The organism is Roseimicrobium sp. ORNL1 (assembly GCF_011044495.1).
In the GTDB taxonomy this organism is placed as follows: Bacteria; Verrucomicrobiota; Verrucomicrobiia; order Verrucomicrobiales; family Verrucomicrobiaceae; genus Roseimicrobium.
The window spans coordinates 6,721,109-6,738,381 of sequence record NZ_CP049143.1 but is presented as its reverse complement, the minus strand read 5'-3'; the positions used below and the strand labels follow the sequence as shown (position 1 = coordinate 6,738,381).

Genomic DNA, 17,273 nt, shown 5'->3' with positions numbered 1-17,273 from the left:
GTATCACCCATACACTTATGGAATTCGAAAGCCCTTACGATTTTCTCGCGCCTGAAAAGGCACCCAAAGTCATCGACCTGACGTTGGAAGAGCTGGACACCATCCTCGAAGTGGATGTGGTGAACACCGTTCCCCCGCCCCTCAACCAGCCCTAAGGACCGCTCACGCGGCGGGCGATTTCAACCAGCCTTCGATCGTTTCGCAGGCTGAGCGCACGCCTTGTTGTGCAGCAAGTTCCGCACCTGTCTGCCGGGCACGTTCCCGGCAGTGGGGTGTTGTTACCTTGGATTCCAGCACAGTTGCCAGCGTGGCTGCTTCGAGGTGGTGTGGATTCATGGCAGCGCCCACACCCATGCCGAGCACCTGTCGGGCGTTGTAAAACTGGTCGTTGCCATAGGGTTCGACGAGCAGGGGTGCGCCACAGGTCAGCGCGCGCGCTACCGTGCCGATGCCGCCATGAGTGATCACGGCGGAGGCATGGAAAAAAATTTCCTCTTGGGGTCCTTCGGAAATGGGGAAAGCTTTTCCTTCTCGATACATTTCCTGGAGAAGTGGGCTGTCGAGTTTTGCCCAGCCTGATTGCACGAGGATCGGCCGGTCCAGCAGGCGCGCGGCTTCCAGGTGCGCGTCGAGCATCTGCTGGGGATTCTCCATTGGCTGGCTGCTGAAGGCGAGCACCAGGGGATCGTCGCCGCGTTCCCACAGGCGGAGAAGGTCGGCGCTCGGTGTGTTATTCGCCCAGCCCGGAGGATGGTGTAGCCAGAAGCCTGTCTGCACCAGCGACTGGCCCGGTCGTGCCGTGGGCTCGCCAAAGTGAGGACTGGTGGCCAGAAGCACACGGTTGGATTCGAAGAGTTGATCCTCGTCGGCGGCATCGATGGCGCTGAGGCCGAGTTCGCGCCGCAATTGATGAATCCGGTCGCGGAACTCGCGAGTCACCGGGGCAATCTTTTCCTTGGCGCGTCTCGCATCGATGCCGGCTGCGGCGGCCGTGCCGGCGGTGGGGAAAAACCACGGCACCACGCAAGCGGTGATCCACGGAGTGCCGGTGAGATCGCTGACCATGCGTCCCACGGGAAGCAGGCGGGAGCAAACGAGAAGGTCGGCGCCCCGTGTGGCCACAGCCACATCGTGCATGCAGTCTGTGAACTCCATCCTTTCGAAGAGGCGGGTGCCTTCCCAGGAGTCGGCTGAGGATTCGGGCCCGCCCCGATCACGTCGCCAGTGGTTGTAGGATTCGGGCTTGCTGCGAACCAGATCGGGACTGATCTCGGGTCGTGCTGGGAAAAACTGCATGCCACACTCCTCCACGCGCTCCCGCAGGTAGGATGGTCCGGCGTAGCGCACGGTATGACCTTGCTGCACGAGCGCCATGCCGAGCGCGAAAAAGGGGAAGTGATCCCCCAGCGTACCCATGGATGCGATGGTCAGTGTGGCCATGGATTTCTCTTTTAGGGATGGATGATTTCCACTTGAGGCAGGCCCCAGGGAATCACGCCAAAATCCCTCGCCATCTGTGCGAGTCCTTCTGTTTCCAAAAAGCCACGGTACGGTCGCGCCGGAAAGCGAAGGCCATCTCTGAACAACGCCGCCTTCACCAGGAGCATGGTGCCGCCCACGCCATCAAGCTCCACGCCATCTTGGGAGCGGAACGCATCGAGATATTTCCGGGTGACCCCCACAGGCGGCTGGTAGATGCCGTCGTGCAGATGCTTCTGACCATCTCTTTGCGCTGCATCGCGAAAGACAAAGGTATTCAGGTCAAAGGAAGGGCCGTGATTTGTCTCATGCACGCAGTGTGGAGTCACCAGATCCCGTCCAGCGGCGAGCAGGCGATGGATCACATCTGAGGGCCACGTGAGCACATCGACATCGATCCACAGCACCCACGTTTCATCTTCGAGTGCTTCTTCAATCAGGGCGTTGCGGGCATGCGCCAGGATCGAACGTCTCTGCCGCTGCAACTCGCGCGACCACCTTTCTCCCGTGGAATGAAAGCCGTAATCCCGCTGCAGGAGTGCGGTGCGACGGAAGCGGGAGGCATGCTCCGCGAGCAACTTCTCCGTGAGCGGCACGGTGGCATCCGTGCAGTCGCTGGCAACGAGCGCGAGAGACAGTTTCTCTGCTGGATAGTCGGTGACTGTCAGTTTTTGAAAATACCTTTCCAAAAACGGCACCGCGTTCTTGATGGGCGTTGCGATAAGGATGGCTGGCAGCGTTTCAGAGACAGGGTCCCCGGCCTCTACGTTCTGGACAGAGGTGTGACTCTGCGGCACGACGGCAGGCAAAGTACTATAGGCTTTTTCCAATCCAGGCTGACCCAACGCGACAAGATACTCATGCATGGGCATCGTGCCTTGCATAAGCTGGAGATGAAGACGAGCCGCCCTGTTGGTGCGCCGTGCCGTGGCCACCTTCCAAAGGGAGAGCCAGTGCTCCTCGGCAAAGGTGTTCTCCCCGTGGCAGATGTAGGTATACAACGCAGGAGTATCCAGCAGCGCAATCCTTCCTCGGGCAGCCAGCGCTTCCACCGGAGGAGTGTCTTCACCCTTGCGCAGTTCCGGATACGCGGGGATCGTGCCCTTGCGCCACATGAGTGCACATTCCCAGACGCGGCTTGAGGAAATGGCTGTCCAGTCGCGCGTGGGCCACCAGAGTTGAAGCCGGCCCAGTCCACACGCGTCCGCACCCGTGGAAAAGAGAGTGAGCACCTGACGCTCCAGCCGCATGGGAGCGGAGAGATCATCGTCATCCCACTGGCAGAGAAAATCTCCCCGCGCTTCGGCGAGAGCAAGATTCCGCAAGGCGCCGAGTGGCTTGCCTTCAGAGGGCACCGTTATCCAGCGAACGCGTGTATCCTCATCGATCCCCCAGTCCGCTGGCGGAGCTTGTCCGGAGTCGTCAATGACCACGAGCTCACGATGCTCATAGGTCTGAAGTTGGAACATTCTCACCGCGAGACGCGACAGATGCCGCCGCCGGCCCGTGACCATGAGACAGGACACGAGTGGCGTGAAGCCTACGCGTGCAGCACTTTTCGCGGCCCGCGGTTCGTTGAGATGGCCGGCTACCACCGGCTCTCCCACACGCAAGAGATGTAGCGAGGTTTGTCCCGCCTTCTGCCTCCACCAGGTGCCGTCCCAATAGTGGATGGAGTACACGTCCCGGTCGAACCCATGCGCCGATCCGGGCTTGCGAGCTGCCAGCCATTCGTTGTCCACATTTGTCACGGCGTACACTGTCTCGGCAGGGAGCAGTTCCGGCCCCCAAGGTTGGGCGGCGCAGGCGTCCACGACGGCGGAGAGCATGAAGGGGCCCGTCGATTCGAGCGCGCCCGGCATGTGGCGTCTTGCGCGCAACTCTGTGATCACACGTTCCCAGAACGGATGCCCAGGCGCAGATGCCATCCATGCGTTGCCGACGATGCGTCGCATGCCAGCAGCCGTGGCCGGCGCCGATTGGAGATGAAGATCCGGCTCCAGAGGCAGCAGCAATTCCTTCCCTCCGATCAGCGGCTCGAGGGGCTGCAGGCACTCCATATCGAGGTCCGCATACACCCCCCCGAAATGCTGGAGTACCAGATACCGGGCCGCATCCGCGCGCATGATGGGTGTGGCATAGCCATCATACTGTTCCAGGAAAGACGGGTAGTGAGTTGCGACAAACACCCGCAAGGATTCGTCCGTCCACAAGCGGAGTTCCCACTGGGGATGATGGTGAATCCAGGTGTTGCGCAGAGTTGCCCAGCGCTCTGGCAGCGATTCGTCACGCCACATCTGATGGAGTAGGTGGGGGATGGGCATGGTATCGCTCGCGGTCGTGTTGCCTGCTGCCACTAGCGAAGTGAGCCGTCGCATTCAAGACAAAGTTCGACTAGGAGTGAACCTGTGCGCGCAACCGCGGGGGAAAGAGGGCTGACGCAGCATGCGTATTGTTGCGCCATGTCCACGTCCTCGTCCTCGTCTGACCACACTGAGCCGGCTTCTGCTTCTGCTTCCGTCACCAGCCGTCGCCGTTTCCTCTCCACCACCACGGCCACGGCGGCTGCGGCGTTTGGTTTTCAAATCGTGCCGCGCCATGTGCTCGGCGGTCCGGGATTCACACCGCCAAGTGAGAAGCTGAATCTGGGCTGCATCGGTGTGGGTGGCCAGGGCGGTGGCGACATCGCGGACATGGTGAGCACCGGCCTGGTGAATATCGTGGCCCTTTGCGACGTGGACCTTAAGCAGGGCGGAGGCACCATCAAGAAGCATCCGGACGCGAAACTGTATCGCGATTACCGCAAGCTCATTGAGGAGAGGAAGGATATCGATGCCGTGGTGGTGGCTACGCCGGATCATGTGCACGCTCCCGCGAGCATCCTGGCCCTGCGTGCGGGACACCATGTGTATGTGGAGAAACCTCTGGCGCACTCCATTGGTGAAGCACGGCAGATGGCGAAGGTGGCGAAAGAAACCGGACTCGTGACCCAGATGGGCAACCAGGGACATGCCGGTGAGGGCTTGCGACTTACGCGTGAATGGATCCAGGCGGGTGTGATCGGCAAGGTCACCGAAGTGCACGTGTGGTCGGATCGCCCCGGGAAGTTTTGGGATTCGCAGGGCAAGAAATTCCCCACGGATACTCCTCCCGTACCGGCAGATCTCGACTGGGATCTGTGGCTCGGCCCCGTGGCGGCGAATCACTCCTACCACTCCGAGTATTGTCCGCGCAAGTGGCGTGGCTGGTGGGAGTTCGGCTGCGGTGCCTTGGGTGACATGGCCGTGCACAATGCGGACCCCGCCTTCTACGCACTGGATCTTGGCCAGCCGGATTGGGTGGAGAGCGAGCATGCGCCGAACAACAACGAGTCCTATCCCGAATGGAGCATCATCACCTACCACTTCCCTGCACGCGGAGAACAGCCCCCAGTGAAGATGGTGTGGTATGACGGTGGCAAGCTCCCGCCCAAGCCTCCGGGCATGGAAGCCGAGCGCAACTTGGGTGACAACGGCATCTACTTTGTGGGTGACAAGGGCGTGATCCTCGCTGGCGGCTGGTCTGGTACGCCGCGCCTGGTGCCGGAAGCACGCATGAAGGATTTTGTGATGCCCGCGAAGACCATCGCGCGCTGCACCGCGGGCCATCGTCGCGAATGGATCGAGGCATGCAAAGCCGGCAAACCTGAGAACGCACACTCCGGATTTCACTACTCCGCGCCCTTCACGGAAGCGCTGCTGGTGGGCCTGCTCGCCGTGCGTTTCGGCAAGCGCATCGAGTGGGATGCCGCGAATCTCAAAGCCACGAACTGCCCGGAAGCCGAGGCGGTGGTACACAAGGTGTACCGGCAGGGGTACGGGATATAGCGGAAGATGGTGTGCTGGCAGATCGCTTGGGTCTGCTGGCACATGATGTGTCTCTTGTTTCCGGGCGTGCGGGTTCGTGCTAGGGATGCCGCTGCGCACACCTCTATGGAAAGCAGCATTCCCACTTCCAAAGCTCATGGGTCAGCAAGTCGCGACCGGCATGGCACTTCCTTTTATGCTGCTCCCTTGCTGGGCATTGGCATGGTCTGCACGGCCGTGGGCATCTGGCGTACGCCTAACCCGACGGGTGCTCTGATCGCGGTATCCGTGGGTGTCTTTTACTTGCTGAGCGGGGTGCTGCTATACACATCGTGGGGAGGAGCTCCGAAGCTGGCCATGCTGGCATGGGCTCCTTTTTTCCTGGCAATGCCCGTGGGCACAGTCATGGCTTTCTTCGCGTTTCGTGGCCTGCGGGATTGGTACGTGCCTTCTGCACGTACCAACGCACTGCAACTGGGTAGTGGTAGAACTGCTTCGGCGCTCAGCGCGGCCGTTCATGCTTTTGTCTCGGAGTTTGGGGCGTATGAAGATGCAGAGGGGCAGCCGCTGTCTGTCAGCAGGGATTTGCACATTCCGCCTGGCACCTTCGCGAGGTTTTTGGATGACATCCGCATCGACTATGGCCTTCCTACGTCAGGAGCAGATGCGGACCGGGTGGATTCCTTGCAAGAGTTGCTCGAACTTCTGTCGGAGAGATGCGCTGCATAGAGACATTGCGCTGAAGCTCAGTTCATTCCTGACCATTTGAAAAGGGCGGCGGAGAATAGGAGCCGTCTCCCTGCCGCGCTCATGCGTAACCACGGGAACAACCCGATCTCGAACCATGAACCTCGAACTCCATTCCTCCACCGCACTCGTCACCGCCTCTTCAGGAGGCATTGGCCTGGAAATTGCCCGATCCCTGGCGCGCGAGGGCGCGACGGTGATTGTGAACGGACGCTCGCAATCTTCCGTGGATTCCGCCATCGCTGAAATCAAGGGCACGGTGCCTGATGCGAAGCTGAAGGGACTGGCGGCGGACAATGCAACGGCCGAGGGTTGTGCCGAGACCATCCGACAGGTTCCCAAGGTGGACATCCTGGTGAACAATCTGGGCATCTATGAGGCGGTGGGATTTTTCGAGGAAACGGACGAAGCGTGGCTGCGGCTCTTCGAGGTGAATATCATGAGCGGCGTGCGCCTGGCGCGGCATTACCTGAAGGAGATGCTCAACTCCAACCACGGCAGGGTCATCTTCATTTCCAGTGAGTCCGCCGTGAACCCGGCTCCGGAAATGGCGCACTACAGCGCGACGAAGACCATGCAACTCTCCATCTCACGGAGTCTCGCGGAACTCACCAAGGGATCCAAGGTCACGGTGAACACGGTCATGCCCGGCTCCACCAAGACCGAGGGCGTCATCAAATTTGTGCAGGATGTGTTCCCCGGCCTTCCCTATGAGCAGGCGGAGAGGAAATTTGTGTCAGAGAACCGTCCCACCTCCCTCATTCAGCGGCTCATCTCGCCGGAGGAGATTGCCGATTTTGTCACCTTCATTTCCAGCCCGAAGGCTTCGGCCGTCAATGGCGCGGCTTTGCGTGTGGATGGTGGCATTGTGCGAAGTGCGGTTTAAGAAATTCTTGGCCCGGTACGCATGATGTTCCGTGGGAGAGCGTTTTGTCTCTCCCATGAAATTCAAGGCTACTCTGTGTGCTCTCCTGCTGTGCTCCTCCGCCGCGTTCGCGGAGGACGGTTTCGTCGATCTCTTCAACGGTAAGAACCTCGATGGCTGGTTCGTCGAGCCCGCCAATCCGGCGGTCTGGACGGTGAAGAAAGGCGAGCTGGCCCGCTTCCCCCAATCGAGCTACCTGTGGACGAAGGAGAAGTACGGCGACTTCATCCTGGAGATGGAGTTCAAGGTGAGCCCCGATTGCAACAGCGGTCTCTTCTTCCGCACGGATCCAAAAAACCCGGTGCAGGGAGGCTTTGAGATCCAGATCATGGACTCCTTTGGCAAGACGCCTGACAAGCACGACTGCGGTGCTCTCTACGATGCGAAGGAGCCAGCGGTGAATGCTGTGAAGAAGGTCGGAGAATGGAACACCCTCCGCCTTGAGGTGAAGGGGCCGAAACTGGTGTGCCACATCAATGGCCAGAAGGTGCAGGACCTCAGCCTCGATGACTGGACCACCGCGGAAAAGAATCCGGATGGCACGCCAAACAAGTACAAGACCGCGCTGAAGGATCAGCCCCGCACCGGTCACATCGGCTTCCAGGACCACGGACACGACGTGTGGTTCCGGAACATCAAGATCAAGAAGCAGTAAGGCGAGAAGGACATTCTCGGCGACGAGTTCATGGGGGCGATCCGTGGTGGGTCGCTCCCATTTTATTTCGCTTCATGCCGGGCGGGAAGGCTGGGAAACGATTTACATGACATTCAGCCAAACTATGGGCAGCATGCGCCCATGGACGTTGTGGCACAAATCAAAGCGGCCGTGCAGAAGGGGCTTCGCGATGAGCGAGGACACCCACTTGGCATCGAGATAGCTCCTCCGATGGAGCCCAAGGAAATAAACTACATTGAGAGGAAATTGGGCGTTCCCCTGCCACAGGAACTCCGGGACTTTCTCGAGTTCACCTCCGGTATCGAGTTCAAGCTGGCGAAGAAATCGAGGGCATATACCATCATCAGCGAGCTTGGTGTCGACAAGATAGAAGTAGGCTTCTTTCCGGAGTTCTTCACCCACGGTCTGCCCTTTGCTCACGATGGGGCCGGGAATTACTGGGTGATGGAAATCACACCTTCCGCCACGGACACTGTTCCAGTGTACTACGCGAGTCATGACCCGCCCACGATCCTGTATCAAAGCCCCAGCCTCTCTGCCTTCTTCGAGGAACTGTTCCGGTTGTACACTCCACCCCACTCCTCGCTGGTTCGTAGTGTGTTTGATGACGATTTGTTCGACGTTTATCGAAAGAACCCGGGTGCTTTGAGCCATACCGAGGCGGCAGCTTCCATCGACCCGGCGATTCGAGAATTTGCCGCCACGCTGCCTGAGCATTTTGAGATCGTTGATCTTCGAGACGTGCCGATTGGAATGGGCTTCTCGTTCGGGCGCTACGGCGCCGATACGGAGCTCAAACGCCACGGTGAAGAACGCATCTTCGCCTACGCCAAGCCTCCGAGACGCGGTCTGATGGCACGACTCTTCGGTGTGCGGTGAGGTTGTCGTGGCGGCTACTTCTTCCAGATCACCACTTCATCCTCTGCCAGTTTTCCCAGCTTGTCGGAGCGACTGAGTTCCAGCCAGTACTCCTTGCCATCGAATTGGAATACTGCGGGCCCAATGTCACCTGTGCCCGCACTCCAGTTCACGACCCTAATCGTCCCTCCACGAGAGACTTCGAAATCATGGTAGAGAAATCCACGGGAGTACGCGGGTGATGACACCTTGCGTGTGCCGGTGTACTTCACTTCGAAATCCGGATAGGACAGGACTGCGCCTTTGTGAAATTTCGCCTTGGCGCCGTAGGAGGCTCTTCCGCCCTTGCCGGCGGCACAGGCGGGCATGGCAAACATCATCATGCTCACGGCCAGAAAGGAGCGGCGTGTGCAGCCAGAGTGGAGAGAGATGAGTTTCATACAGATTTCCCTCTGGCATCCGTTCGATCGCCTGAGGGAGTGGGCCTAGACTTTGGCCACGATGAGTTCGTTGTTCTTCAGCTTTACCCCCGGGCCACCGAAGGCCAGCATGAGCTGATACTTCTGGCCGTCGAATTTAAAGGCGCATGGCACGACAAGACCTGTGCCTCCGGTCCATGACACCGTGGTCGAGCGGGAGCCTTTCGACACACGGAAGTCCTCATAAGTGAATCCACGGGGATATACCTTGGACGGCTCCTTGCGAGATCCGAGATAGGTCAGGTCAAAATCTGGAAAGTGGATCGCCGTTCCCTTGGCGTAGGTCACCTTCGCACCGTAGGCGGCAGTGGAGTCCTTCATGGCAGCACACGCGGGAAGGCCAAGGCCAGCCACACACATCCCGAGCACGGACCGGCGGGTCCAGTTGCGGTGTGATAGCGGCAGCACGAGTTCCATGCTGAGTGGATGTGCGCAACTGCAGCGATGTGACGTGAGTCACAACGAAAAGTAGTTTCGGCTTCAGAGGCTGTGTGAAAACAGTTTTTTTCAGGGCGGGCTGATGGCGCGCAAGAGCGCGTGGGTCAGGCGCTCTTGCGCGCGGCGTGGATGAGTTGTTGCAGGGGCAGCAGGTTGAGCACCCGGCGCAGGTTGTAGGCCAGCGCGCTCAAGCTGAACTCGGCACGCACACTGTGCAGCCCCCTTGTCAGGAAGCTGTCGTGGCCCCACATGCGCAAGGTGCCAAAGACATGTTCCACGCTGCGCCGGCGCAGGTGCATCATGTGGGGTCTCTCTGCCAGACGACGGGCCGCGCGCTCCACCGCCTCCTCATGAGGAGAACGGTTGATGGTACGATAGCGTCCCGCAGTGCACTGGCCGCGCAGAGCACACTTGCGGCAGGCGCTCTCGTTGCTGTAGAGCAGCGTCGTTCTGCCCTCATGGCTGCTGCGTCCTCGTAAGCGCAGCACCTGGGCACCGGGACAGTGGTACACATCGGCTCCTGCCTCATAACCGAACTGCTCTTTGGCAAAGACCTCGCGTCCGTCCTTGGTGCTCTGCCCGCTGTTGGTTCCTTGCGCGGGTACATAAGTCACGACTCCGGCCTGCTCACACTGCTGCAGGTGCGCAGCCTGATGGTATCCCTTGTCAGCCACTACTTCCAGGGTGCGGGCCTGCAACGCCTCCTGGGCGGCAAGCGCCATGGGGGCCAGTTGACTGCGGTCATTGGCCTGCGCCACCACGTCCTCTGCCACGATGAGGTCGTGCCGCGTGTCCACCGCAGCCTGCACGTTGTAGCCCATCATGTAGCCGGAGCGCTGCACATCCTTGACCTTGCGTGCTTCAACATCGGTGAAGGCGATCTTGTCCCTGGCACCGCCTTCCTGCTCCAGTTGAGCCAACAGGCAAGCATATTGCTCCCGGTGCTTGGAGAGTTCGGCCAGCTTGTCAGTGAGCTTGACGCCCGCCGGCTCCCTGCGGGGCGCAGCGCCTTCGACCTGCTCATCCTGGCTGTCGAGCGCACGCAGGTACTCCTCAATGCGCGCGTCCACATGAGCGATGAGCTTGCGCAACTGCTCCACCCCACCATGACGCTGGCTGTTGTTGAGCGCCTTGAACTTGCTGCCGTCGATGGCCACCAACTCTGCTCCAAAGAGGCCCAGCTGACGGCACAGCAGGTTGAACTGGCGCAGCACCCCTTTGAATACGCTGCGGTTATCCCGGCGGAAGTCCGCAATGGTCTTGAAGTCAGGCTTGAGCAGGCGCAGCAACCACAGGAGCTCCAGATTGCGTCCTGCCTCGGCCTCCAGGCGCCGGCTGGAGCGGATGCGATGCAGGTAGCCATACAGGTACAGCTTGAGCAGATCCTTGGGGTCATAGCTGGGCCTGCCTGTAGCACTGGGCACCGCGTGGGTGAACTTCAGCGCCACCATGTCCAGCCCATTCACAAAGACTTCAATGAAGCGCACCGGTGCCTGTTCATCCACATACTCCTCCACACTGGGCGGCAGCAACTGCACCTCCTCACGCGGAACTCCTTGCACGTAACTCATCCCTCTCTTTGCCAACACCAAATCCCGCGGTCAATCCTCTCGAAGACACTTTCCACACAGCCTCTGAAGCCGAAGCTACTTTGGAGAGCTACGCCAGCAGAGCCTTCACCACCTCGCCGTGCACATCTGTGAGCCGGAAATCGCGGCCGGAGTGGCGATATACCAATCTGGTGTGATCGATACCCAACAGGTGCAGCACCGTGGCCTGGAGGTCATGCACATGCACCCGGTCCTTCACTGCCTTGAAGCCGAAGTCATCGGTGGCTCCGTACACCGTGCCGCCTTTCGCACCACCACCGGCAAGCCACATGGTGAAGCCGTGATTATTGTGGTCACGTCCCGCCGTGGGTTTCACGGCGGCGTCCTGGGTGAGTTCCACCGTGGGTGTGCGGCCAAACTCGCCACCCCAGATGATGAGTGTCTCCTCAAACAAACCGCGCTGCTTCAGGTCGGTGAGCAGCGCCGTGATGCCCTGGCAGCTTTCCGCCGCCAGCCTGCGATGTTCGGACTCAATGTTGTTGTGGCTGTCCCAGGGTTGCAGCGTGCCGTGCCACACCTGCACAAAGCGCACACCTCGCTCGATGAGACGACGAGCAATGAGCATCTGCTTTGCCTGTGGTGTATCACCATACATCTGCCGCACGTGGGCGGGTTCGCGCTCGATGTCGAAGGCATCGGTGGCGGACGTTTGCATGCGGAAGGCGGTCTCGAAGCTGTGAATGCGCGCTTCCAGCACCGGCTCCGACCTCATGGCGAGATGACGCCGGTTGATGCGCTCCACAAAGGCGAGCTGATCGTGCTGCTCGTCCGGCGAGAGCACAGGATTGCGCAGATTCTCGATCAAGTCCTGGGGCTTGCGATCCTGCGTCTCGATGTAGGTGCCCTGATAGGAGCCCGGGAGGAAGGATGACTGCCAGTTGTCCGCACCAGCGACGGGCATGCCTTTGGGCACGAGCACGACAAAGCCGGGCAGGTTCTGGTTCTCCGTGCCGAGACCATAGGTGACCCAGGCGCCGATGCTCGGCCGCGCCATGATGCTCGCGCCGCAGTTCATGAGGCGTAGCGAGCTCTCATGGATGGGCACATCCGTGTGCATGGAGCGAATCACGCAGAGATCATCCGCGTGCCGTTCCGCGAGTGGAGCGAAGAGCTCGCTCACTTCCATGCCAGATTGCCCGTAGCGCTGAAACTTGAAGGGCGATGCCAGCGCGGCACCGGTGGGGCGCTCCGTGGCGAAGTGCACCGGCAGACGTTGCCCATGGTATTTCGTAAGCTCCGGCTTCGGATCGAAGGTGTCCATCTGGCCCGGACCGCCGTTTGCAAGGATTTGGATGACATACTTTGCCCGGGCGGGGAAGTGAGGGCGCTTCGCGGCGAGGGGATGAGCCTCGGAACTCCCGGCCTGTGCCTGCTGCTGGTGCAGGAGGGAAGCGAGGCCAAGCATGCCAAAGCCTGCGCCACAACGCTGCAACACTTCGCGGCGGCTCATCATGCTGGGTGAGAAGGGGGCGCTCATCTTGGGTGAAGGTTGGGCTCTGGCTTAATCCACAAACACGAACTCATTCGAAAGGAGCAGTCCCTGCGCGAAGCTCTCCCACTTGCGACGACCGGAAGGATCCTCCCACTGTGCGCCATCGAGAAAGGTCATGGAGGCATCGAGCTCCACGGCATCTGGATTTCTGGAAAGGGCGAGCTGAAACACACGCTGTACCTGATCCACAGTAGTGCTCGCTGCGGAGACCTCCTTGCGCTGCACGAGGGCTTTTGCCTGCTCTCGCACGAAGGGATTGTTCATCAGATACAGGGCCTGCAGTGGCACGAGCGTTTCACTGCGTCGCGAGATCGAGGTGTCCGGATTCGCGACATCGAAGTTCCGCATCAGTGCCGGGATACGGAAGCGGTCTGTGTATCCGTACAAAGCGCGGCGTAGGTTGCTATTGGTGAGGGGCTGGCCGCGTCCTCCTTCGCGGATATCGAGCTGTCCGGCTGCCTGTAGGAGGGAGTCACGCAAAGGCTCAAATTCCAGCCGCCGCGGAGCCATGCGCCAGAGGAGGCGGTTGCCAGGATCCTTCGCTCCGTCGTCAGCGCGCCAGGCGCTACTCTGCTGCCACGTGGCGGAGGTGAGCATGTACCGATGCAGGGCCTTGAGTGACCAGCGGTGATCCATGAACCACGAAGCCAGGTGATCCAGCAGCTCTGGATGCACTGGTTTCTCCCCCATGACGCCGAAGTCATCCGTGGTGGCCACCAAACCGGTGCCAAAGTGATGCTGCCATACGCGATTGACGATCACTCGCGCGGTGAGGGGATTTCGTCTGCTGGCAATCGACTGGGCGAGCTGGAGCCTGCCGTCATCTTCATAGGTGCGAGCGTCCACGTCTGAGAGGACGCTGAGAAAGCGGCGCGGTACGAGTGTGCCGGGACGTTTCATATCCCCACGGATGAGGATGCGTGGATCCATGGGCCTTGCCGACACTCGCACTGCCATGGCGCGCTCCACGGGTGCCGTGGCCTCAAGGGCGCTGAGACTGGTGAGAATCTTGGTGCCTGCCTCACCCTCGCTGCGATGTACCAGCCGCTTCTCCGTGAGGAATCTGGGAATGTCCTCGATGATTTCTTCGCGCCCTGCGGGAGGCACCGGTGAATCTGGGCCATAGATGAGTGCGACAATGCCTTTCCCTTCTGGCGTGTCGGACTTCAAGGCTTCTTGAATGAGCCTGCCGTAGGAATCCGCCACGGCCAGCATGTCCTTGGGAGCCTCGCCGGCGAAAGCGGATACGACCCATGGATGGTGCGCATCTGGGGAGGTACGCATGTCGGTCAGTACGGCCCGTGCTTTCTCTGCGAAGCCATCTCGAGGCAGTGCCATGCACTGATGCCACAGCTTGAAGAACGGCTCGTCTGTAGCTTTGCTCTTCTCAAGCAGCGCCTCCCAGCGTGGGGGCGCCTGGTAGAAGAGCAGCCCGGATGGTGTATCCAAAGGTATGTAACCTTCCGTGGTGCGGTGGTTGGACGAGCACCGCACGAGGTAGCGCAGGTACTCCGTGGCCATGGTACGGAAGTGGGCGTTGGAACTGGCGAGGCACTTGTCCACATGCGCTTCCCAGTCCGAGAGCAGCTTCGCCCGCTGTTCTAGATAAGGCTTGAGCGCCGCTTCATCAGTTGTGCTGTGCCCAACCTCCGGCAGATCAATCGGCTCCTCCACACTCCCGAGAATACCCGAGAGAGAGTAATAGTCCGCTGTTGGGACAGGATCGAACTTGTGATCGTGGCACCGTGCACAGGCGAGGGTCATGCCCATGAAGCCACGGCCCACCACGTCAATGCGGTCATCAATCACCAGCATGGGGCCATCCGCATTGGAGCGGAACTGCCGCCCTACGGTGAGGAAGCCCAACGCGCGGAGATCGCCATCTGGAATACGGTCCGCAGCGAGTTGCTCCAGAATCATCCTATCGAAGGGCGTATCCGCATTGAGGGCATCCACCACATAGTCACGATAGGTGTGCGCAAAGGGAATGCGCCGCTCGCCGTCCACCGATTGCTCGATGGTATCCGCATAGCGCGCCACATCCAGCCAGTGCCGTCCCCAGCGCTGGCCGTATTCCGGTCTGCGGAGCAATTGATCCACCAGCTTCGCATAGGCATCGGGACTCTGGTCGTTAGCGAAAGCCTCAACCTCGGCGAAGGTGGGCGGAATGCCGAGCAGATCGAAATGCAGCCGGCGGATCAAGACGTGGGCATCGGCACGAGGAGAAGCATGCAGGCCTTCCTTCTCCAATCGCGACGTGACGAAGGCATCGATGTCATTGCTGATGGTGGATGCATTTTCATTTCGCGTGTTCGGAACGGGCGGTGCTTTTACAGGCTGGTAGGACCAGTGTTTACGCCCGGCATCCACATCGATTCCCTTCTTGGCGTGCGCGACGGCTACACCGCTCTGCCGCGGATCCGGTGCGCCCATGGACACCCATTTTTCCAGTACGGCGATCTCCTCCGCGCGGAGCTTCTCACGCGGAGGCATCTTCAGCGCATCGTCCACGTGACGCACCGCACGAATGAGGGTGCTCTTTTCCAGGTTGCCTGGCACCAGGGCAGGCCCTGTCTCACCGCCGGTCTGCCACCCTGTCTTGGAGTCCAGCACCAGTCCGCCTTTTGCTTTTCCTCCTGCGTGCGAGTGGCATTCAAAGCAGCGACGCTCCAGTAGTGGGCGCACCTCCTTTTCGAAAAAGGCGGTGCCTTCCTCAGCACCTTCCGCTGCGGCATGTAGCGACGCCAGCCCAAGGCTCAGGCTCAGGCCTGCACTGCAGAGAATCCAGCGATGGAATTTCAGACGCATGACATTCGCGTTCTTCATTTCATGCCGAAGATGCGTCTCCAGGTGACGGCAGCCATTCGCGCCAGCCGACGATGTGCTGCCGCGTTATCTTTTCCGCTGAGGCGGATGTCTCTTCACGAAAGCAAGCCAGCATCCCTTGGTGGGCTTCCACCGTCATCTGGCGCGTCGCATGGGTCTGCATCTGGTGATTGCGATGCAGGCGCGAAAGCCACAGCTCCAGCTCGGGACGCAGCGACGTCCAGAGGCGCACAAGGCGGGGTTGGTTGGAAGCCTCGAGAATGATCTGGTGAAAGTCGAGGTCCAGGGAGGTGACGTCCTTCAGAGATTTGGCCCGCGCGGTCTCCCGAATGTTTAGTTCCAGCAGATTCGCATCCACCCGGAGCTGTGGTGCAGCGAGGCGTGCGGAGAGAGGCTCGAGCGCGAGGCGCAGCAGAAAGAGCTCCTCAAAGTCCTGCGGCGTGAGATCCTTAACGAACGCGCGGCCCGTGGCGCTGAACGAGACAAGTCCCTCGCGCTCCAGCGTGACGAGGGCCTCACGCACTGGCACCCTGCTCACTCCGAGTTGCTTCGCCACGGCCGCCTCCGCGAGCCGGGTGCCGGGAGGAGTCACCCCTTGGATGATGTCCTGGCGCAAGCGCTGCGCGGTTTCTTCCGTGAGCGTGCGGGGTGATGGAGAGGCTTCGTCGAACATGGCCGGGGTGGAGAAGAGCAGATGTGTAAAACGGTATACCGTTTTGCTGGCCCCGGTCTTTCACGGCACTTATTTTCTTTCTCCGGCAGGCGGCGCCCATATCGCCACGCCCATGTGATAGCCGTCGTGTTCTGGCGCTTTGCGTGAGTAGTAAGCGGTGACGATCTTCCCGTCCACACGCTGCACGCTGGACGGATAGCCGCAGTCGCCTTCGTCACTGCGCATCACCCGAACAGGCTCGCTCCAGGTCTTGCCGTCATCGCTGCTGAGCTTCGCCTTCACTCCACGCCGTCCCTGAACGCGGACGCCGTAGGTCAGCAGGAGACGGTCGTCCTTCAGCCGCATGAGGTGGCCGTTGATTTCATTCTTTTCCGTCACGCGTTGCGGACCGATCCACGTGGCACCGTTGTCGTCCGAGGTGAAGAGTTCCATGGCATCGACGCGCGCGGCAGCCATCCAGCGTTTGCCGCCGAGCGGGAAGATATCCGTCTCGTTGTGCTTTGGCCCGATGATGGATATGGCCTTCCAGGTGTGACCGTCGTCGTCACCGCGGAAGTGCCAGGACTCGTAGTTGCCGATCTTGAAACTCCTTTCGGGGCTCGTCAGCTTACCCCGGTAGCATGAGGTGTGCAGGGCGCCATCTTCACCCACCCAGATGTCGCCAAACGGAATGTAATGCGACCAGCCGGCATCGGTTCCGGGGAAGGTCGTGTTCTTTGTCCAGGTCCTCCCACCATCGCTTGAGCGCATGATCCAATTGCTGAGTACCGCATCGCGGAAGGGCTCCTGCTTGGGGCGCTCGGGTTGCTTCACATTGGTCCAGCCGGAGCACAGCACGATGAGGTCGCCATTCCTTGCGAGACCCGCGGCGTGGTTCATGCGGATCGTCTCCGGTTCGTGCTGGGTGATGACGCTACGCTTCTCCCACTCCGTGCCATCTTTGCTGGCCCAGCATTCCACATCACCTTCCATCAGCCCGTGAGCGGGTTGGTTGTGCAGCACAGCCACGATGCTGCCGTCCTTCATCAACGTGAGATTGGGCCAGGCACAGACATTTTTGGCGGCTACGACGCGTTGGATGTCCGAGGGTTCGCGTTCAGCAGATGGTGTTGCTGCTTCCTGGGCGAAGGATCCTGCGGAAATACTGAGGCACGACAAGATGAGGTGGCGGCGCTTCATGAGGCGACTACGCCGACGCGGGAGTGTCTCTTTGGAGAAGATGTCC

The 17,273-nt window shown here is 60.4% G+C and carries 15 protein-coding genes; 6 read left to right on the top strand and 9 right to left on the bottom strand.

Annotation, left to right across the window (positions count from 1 at the left end):
• Positions 1-17 precede the first annotated feature (17 nt).
• Positions 18-155 carry a hypothetical protein gene (locus G5S37_RS27040; RefSeq protein ID WP_165208504.1) on the top strand — a complete coding sequence of 46 codons (138 nt, stop codon included), beginning with the start codon at positions 18-20 and terminating at the stop codon, positions 153-155.
• Between the two features lie 7 nt (positions 156-162).
• On the opposite strand, the gene G5S37_RS27035 is transcribed toward G5S37_RS27040, so the two are convergent.
• Together G5S37_RS27035 and G5S37_RS27030 are read right to left on the bottom strand one after the other, a co-directional pair.
• Positions 163-1,440, bottom strand: coding sequence for a glycosyltransferase (locus tag G5S37_RS27035; protein ID WP_165208502.1), 1,278 nt, complete (start codon positions 1,438-1,440; stop codon positions 163-165).
• Positions 1,441-1,451: 11 nt separating this feature from the next.
• Entirely contained in the window at positions 1,452-3,803 is a 2,352-nt protein-coding gene (locus G5S37_RS27030) for a glycosyltransferase (protein ID WP_165208500.1), read from the bottom strand.
• 138 nt (positions 3,804-3,941) lie between these two features.
• On the opposite strand from G5S37_RS27030, the gene G5S37_RS27025 reads away from it, so the two are divergent.
• The 5 genes from G5S37_RS27025 to G5S37_RS27005 all read left to right on the top strand — a co-directional run bounded on the left by G5S37_RS27025 (position 3,942) and on the right by G5S37_RS27005 (position 8,551).
• Positions 3,942-5,345 carry a Gfo/Idh/MocA family oxidoreductase gene (locus tag G5S37_RS27025; protein WP_165208498.1) on the top strand — a complete coding sequence of 468 codons (1,404 nt, stop codon included), beginning with the start codon at positions 3,942-3,944 and terminating at the stop codon, positions 5,343-5,345.
• Between the two features lie 384 nt (positions 5,346-5,729).
• Positions 5,730-6,053, top strand: a complete 324-nt coding sequence (locus G5S37_RS32430) for a hypothetical protein (RefSeq protein WP_206026166.1) — start codon at positions 5,730-5,732, stop codon at positions 6,051-6,053.
• A 115-nt stretch (positions 6,054-6,168) separates the two neighbouring features.
• Positions 6,169-6,957, top strand: coding sequence for an SDR family oxidoreductase (locus G5S37_RS27015; RefSeq protein WP_165208494.1), 789 nt, complete (start codon positions 6,169-6,171; stop codon positions 6,955-6,957).
• Positions 6,958-7,012: 55 nt separating this feature from the next.
• On the top strand, positions 7,013-7,651 hold the full coding sequence (locus tag G5S37_RS27010; protein ID WP_165208492.1) for a DUF1080 domain-containing protein: 639 nt from the start codon (positions 7,013-7,015) through the stop codon (positions 7,649-7,651).
• Positions 7,652-7,882: 231 nt separating this feature from the next.
• Positions 7,883-8,551 (top strand): SMI1/KNR4 family protein, encoded by a 669-nt coding sequence (locus G5S37_RS27005; RefSeq protein ID WP_165208490.1) that lies wholly within the window; start codon positions 7,883-7,885, stop codon positions 8,549-8,551.
• 14 nt (positions 8,552-8,565) lie between these two features.
• Here G5S37_RS27005 and G5S37_RS27000 read toward each other — a convergent pair whose 3' ends face one another.
• The 7 genes from G5S37_RS27000 to G5S37_RS26970 all read right to left on the bottom strand — a co-directional run bounded on the left by G5S37_RS27000 (position 8,566) and on the right by G5S37_RS26970 (position 17,227).
• Entirely contained in the window at positions 8,566-8,970 is a 405-nt protein-coding gene (locus tag G5S37_RS27000; protein ID WP_165208488.1) for a hypothetical protein, read from the bottom strand.
• Between the two features lie 45 nt (positions 8,971-9,015).
• A complete protein-coding gene (locus tag G5S37_RS26995; protein WP_165208486.1) occupies positions 9,016-9,426 on the bottom strand; it encodes a hypothetical protein in 411 nt (136 codons plus the stop codon).
• A gap of 125 nt (positions 9,427-9,551) precedes the next feature.
• Positions 9,552-11,018: an IS1182 family transposase gene (locus G5S37_RS26990; protein WP_165208484.1), complete on the bottom strand. Its 1,467-nt coding sequence runs from the start codon at positions 11,016-11,018 to the stop codon at positions 9,552-9,554.
• Between the two features lie 88 nt (positions 11,019-11,106).
• Positions 11,107-12,534 (bottom strand): DUF1501 domain-containing protein, encoded by a 1,428-nt coding sequence (locus G5S37_RS26985; RefSeq protein ID WP_206026165.1) that lies wholly within the window; start codon positions 12,532-12,534, stop codon positions 11,107-11,109.
• A 24-nt stretch (positions 12,535-12,558) separates the two neighbouring features.
• Complete coding sequence (locus G5S37_RS26980; protein WP_165208482.1) at positions 12,559-15,357, bottom strand: PSD1 and planctomycete cytochrome C domain-containing protein; 2,799 nt, start codon at positions 15,355-15,357, stop codon at positions 12,559-12,561.
• A gap of 19 nt (positions 15,358-15,376) precedes the next feature.
• A complete protein-coding gene (locus G5S37_RS26975) occupies positions 15,377-16,048 on the bottom strand; it encodes a GntR family transcriptional regulator (protein WP_165208480.1) in 672 nt (223 codons plus the stop codon).
• 69 nt (positions 16,049-16,117) lie between these two features.
• Positions 16,118-17,227 carry a sialidase family protein gene (locus G5S37_RS26970; RefSeq protein WP_165208478.1) on the bottom strand — a complete coding sequence of 370 codons (1,110 nt, stop codon included), beginning with the start codon at positions 17,225-17,227 and terminating at the stop codon, positions 16,118-16,120.
• Positions 17,228-17,273 lie beyond the last annotated feature (46 nt).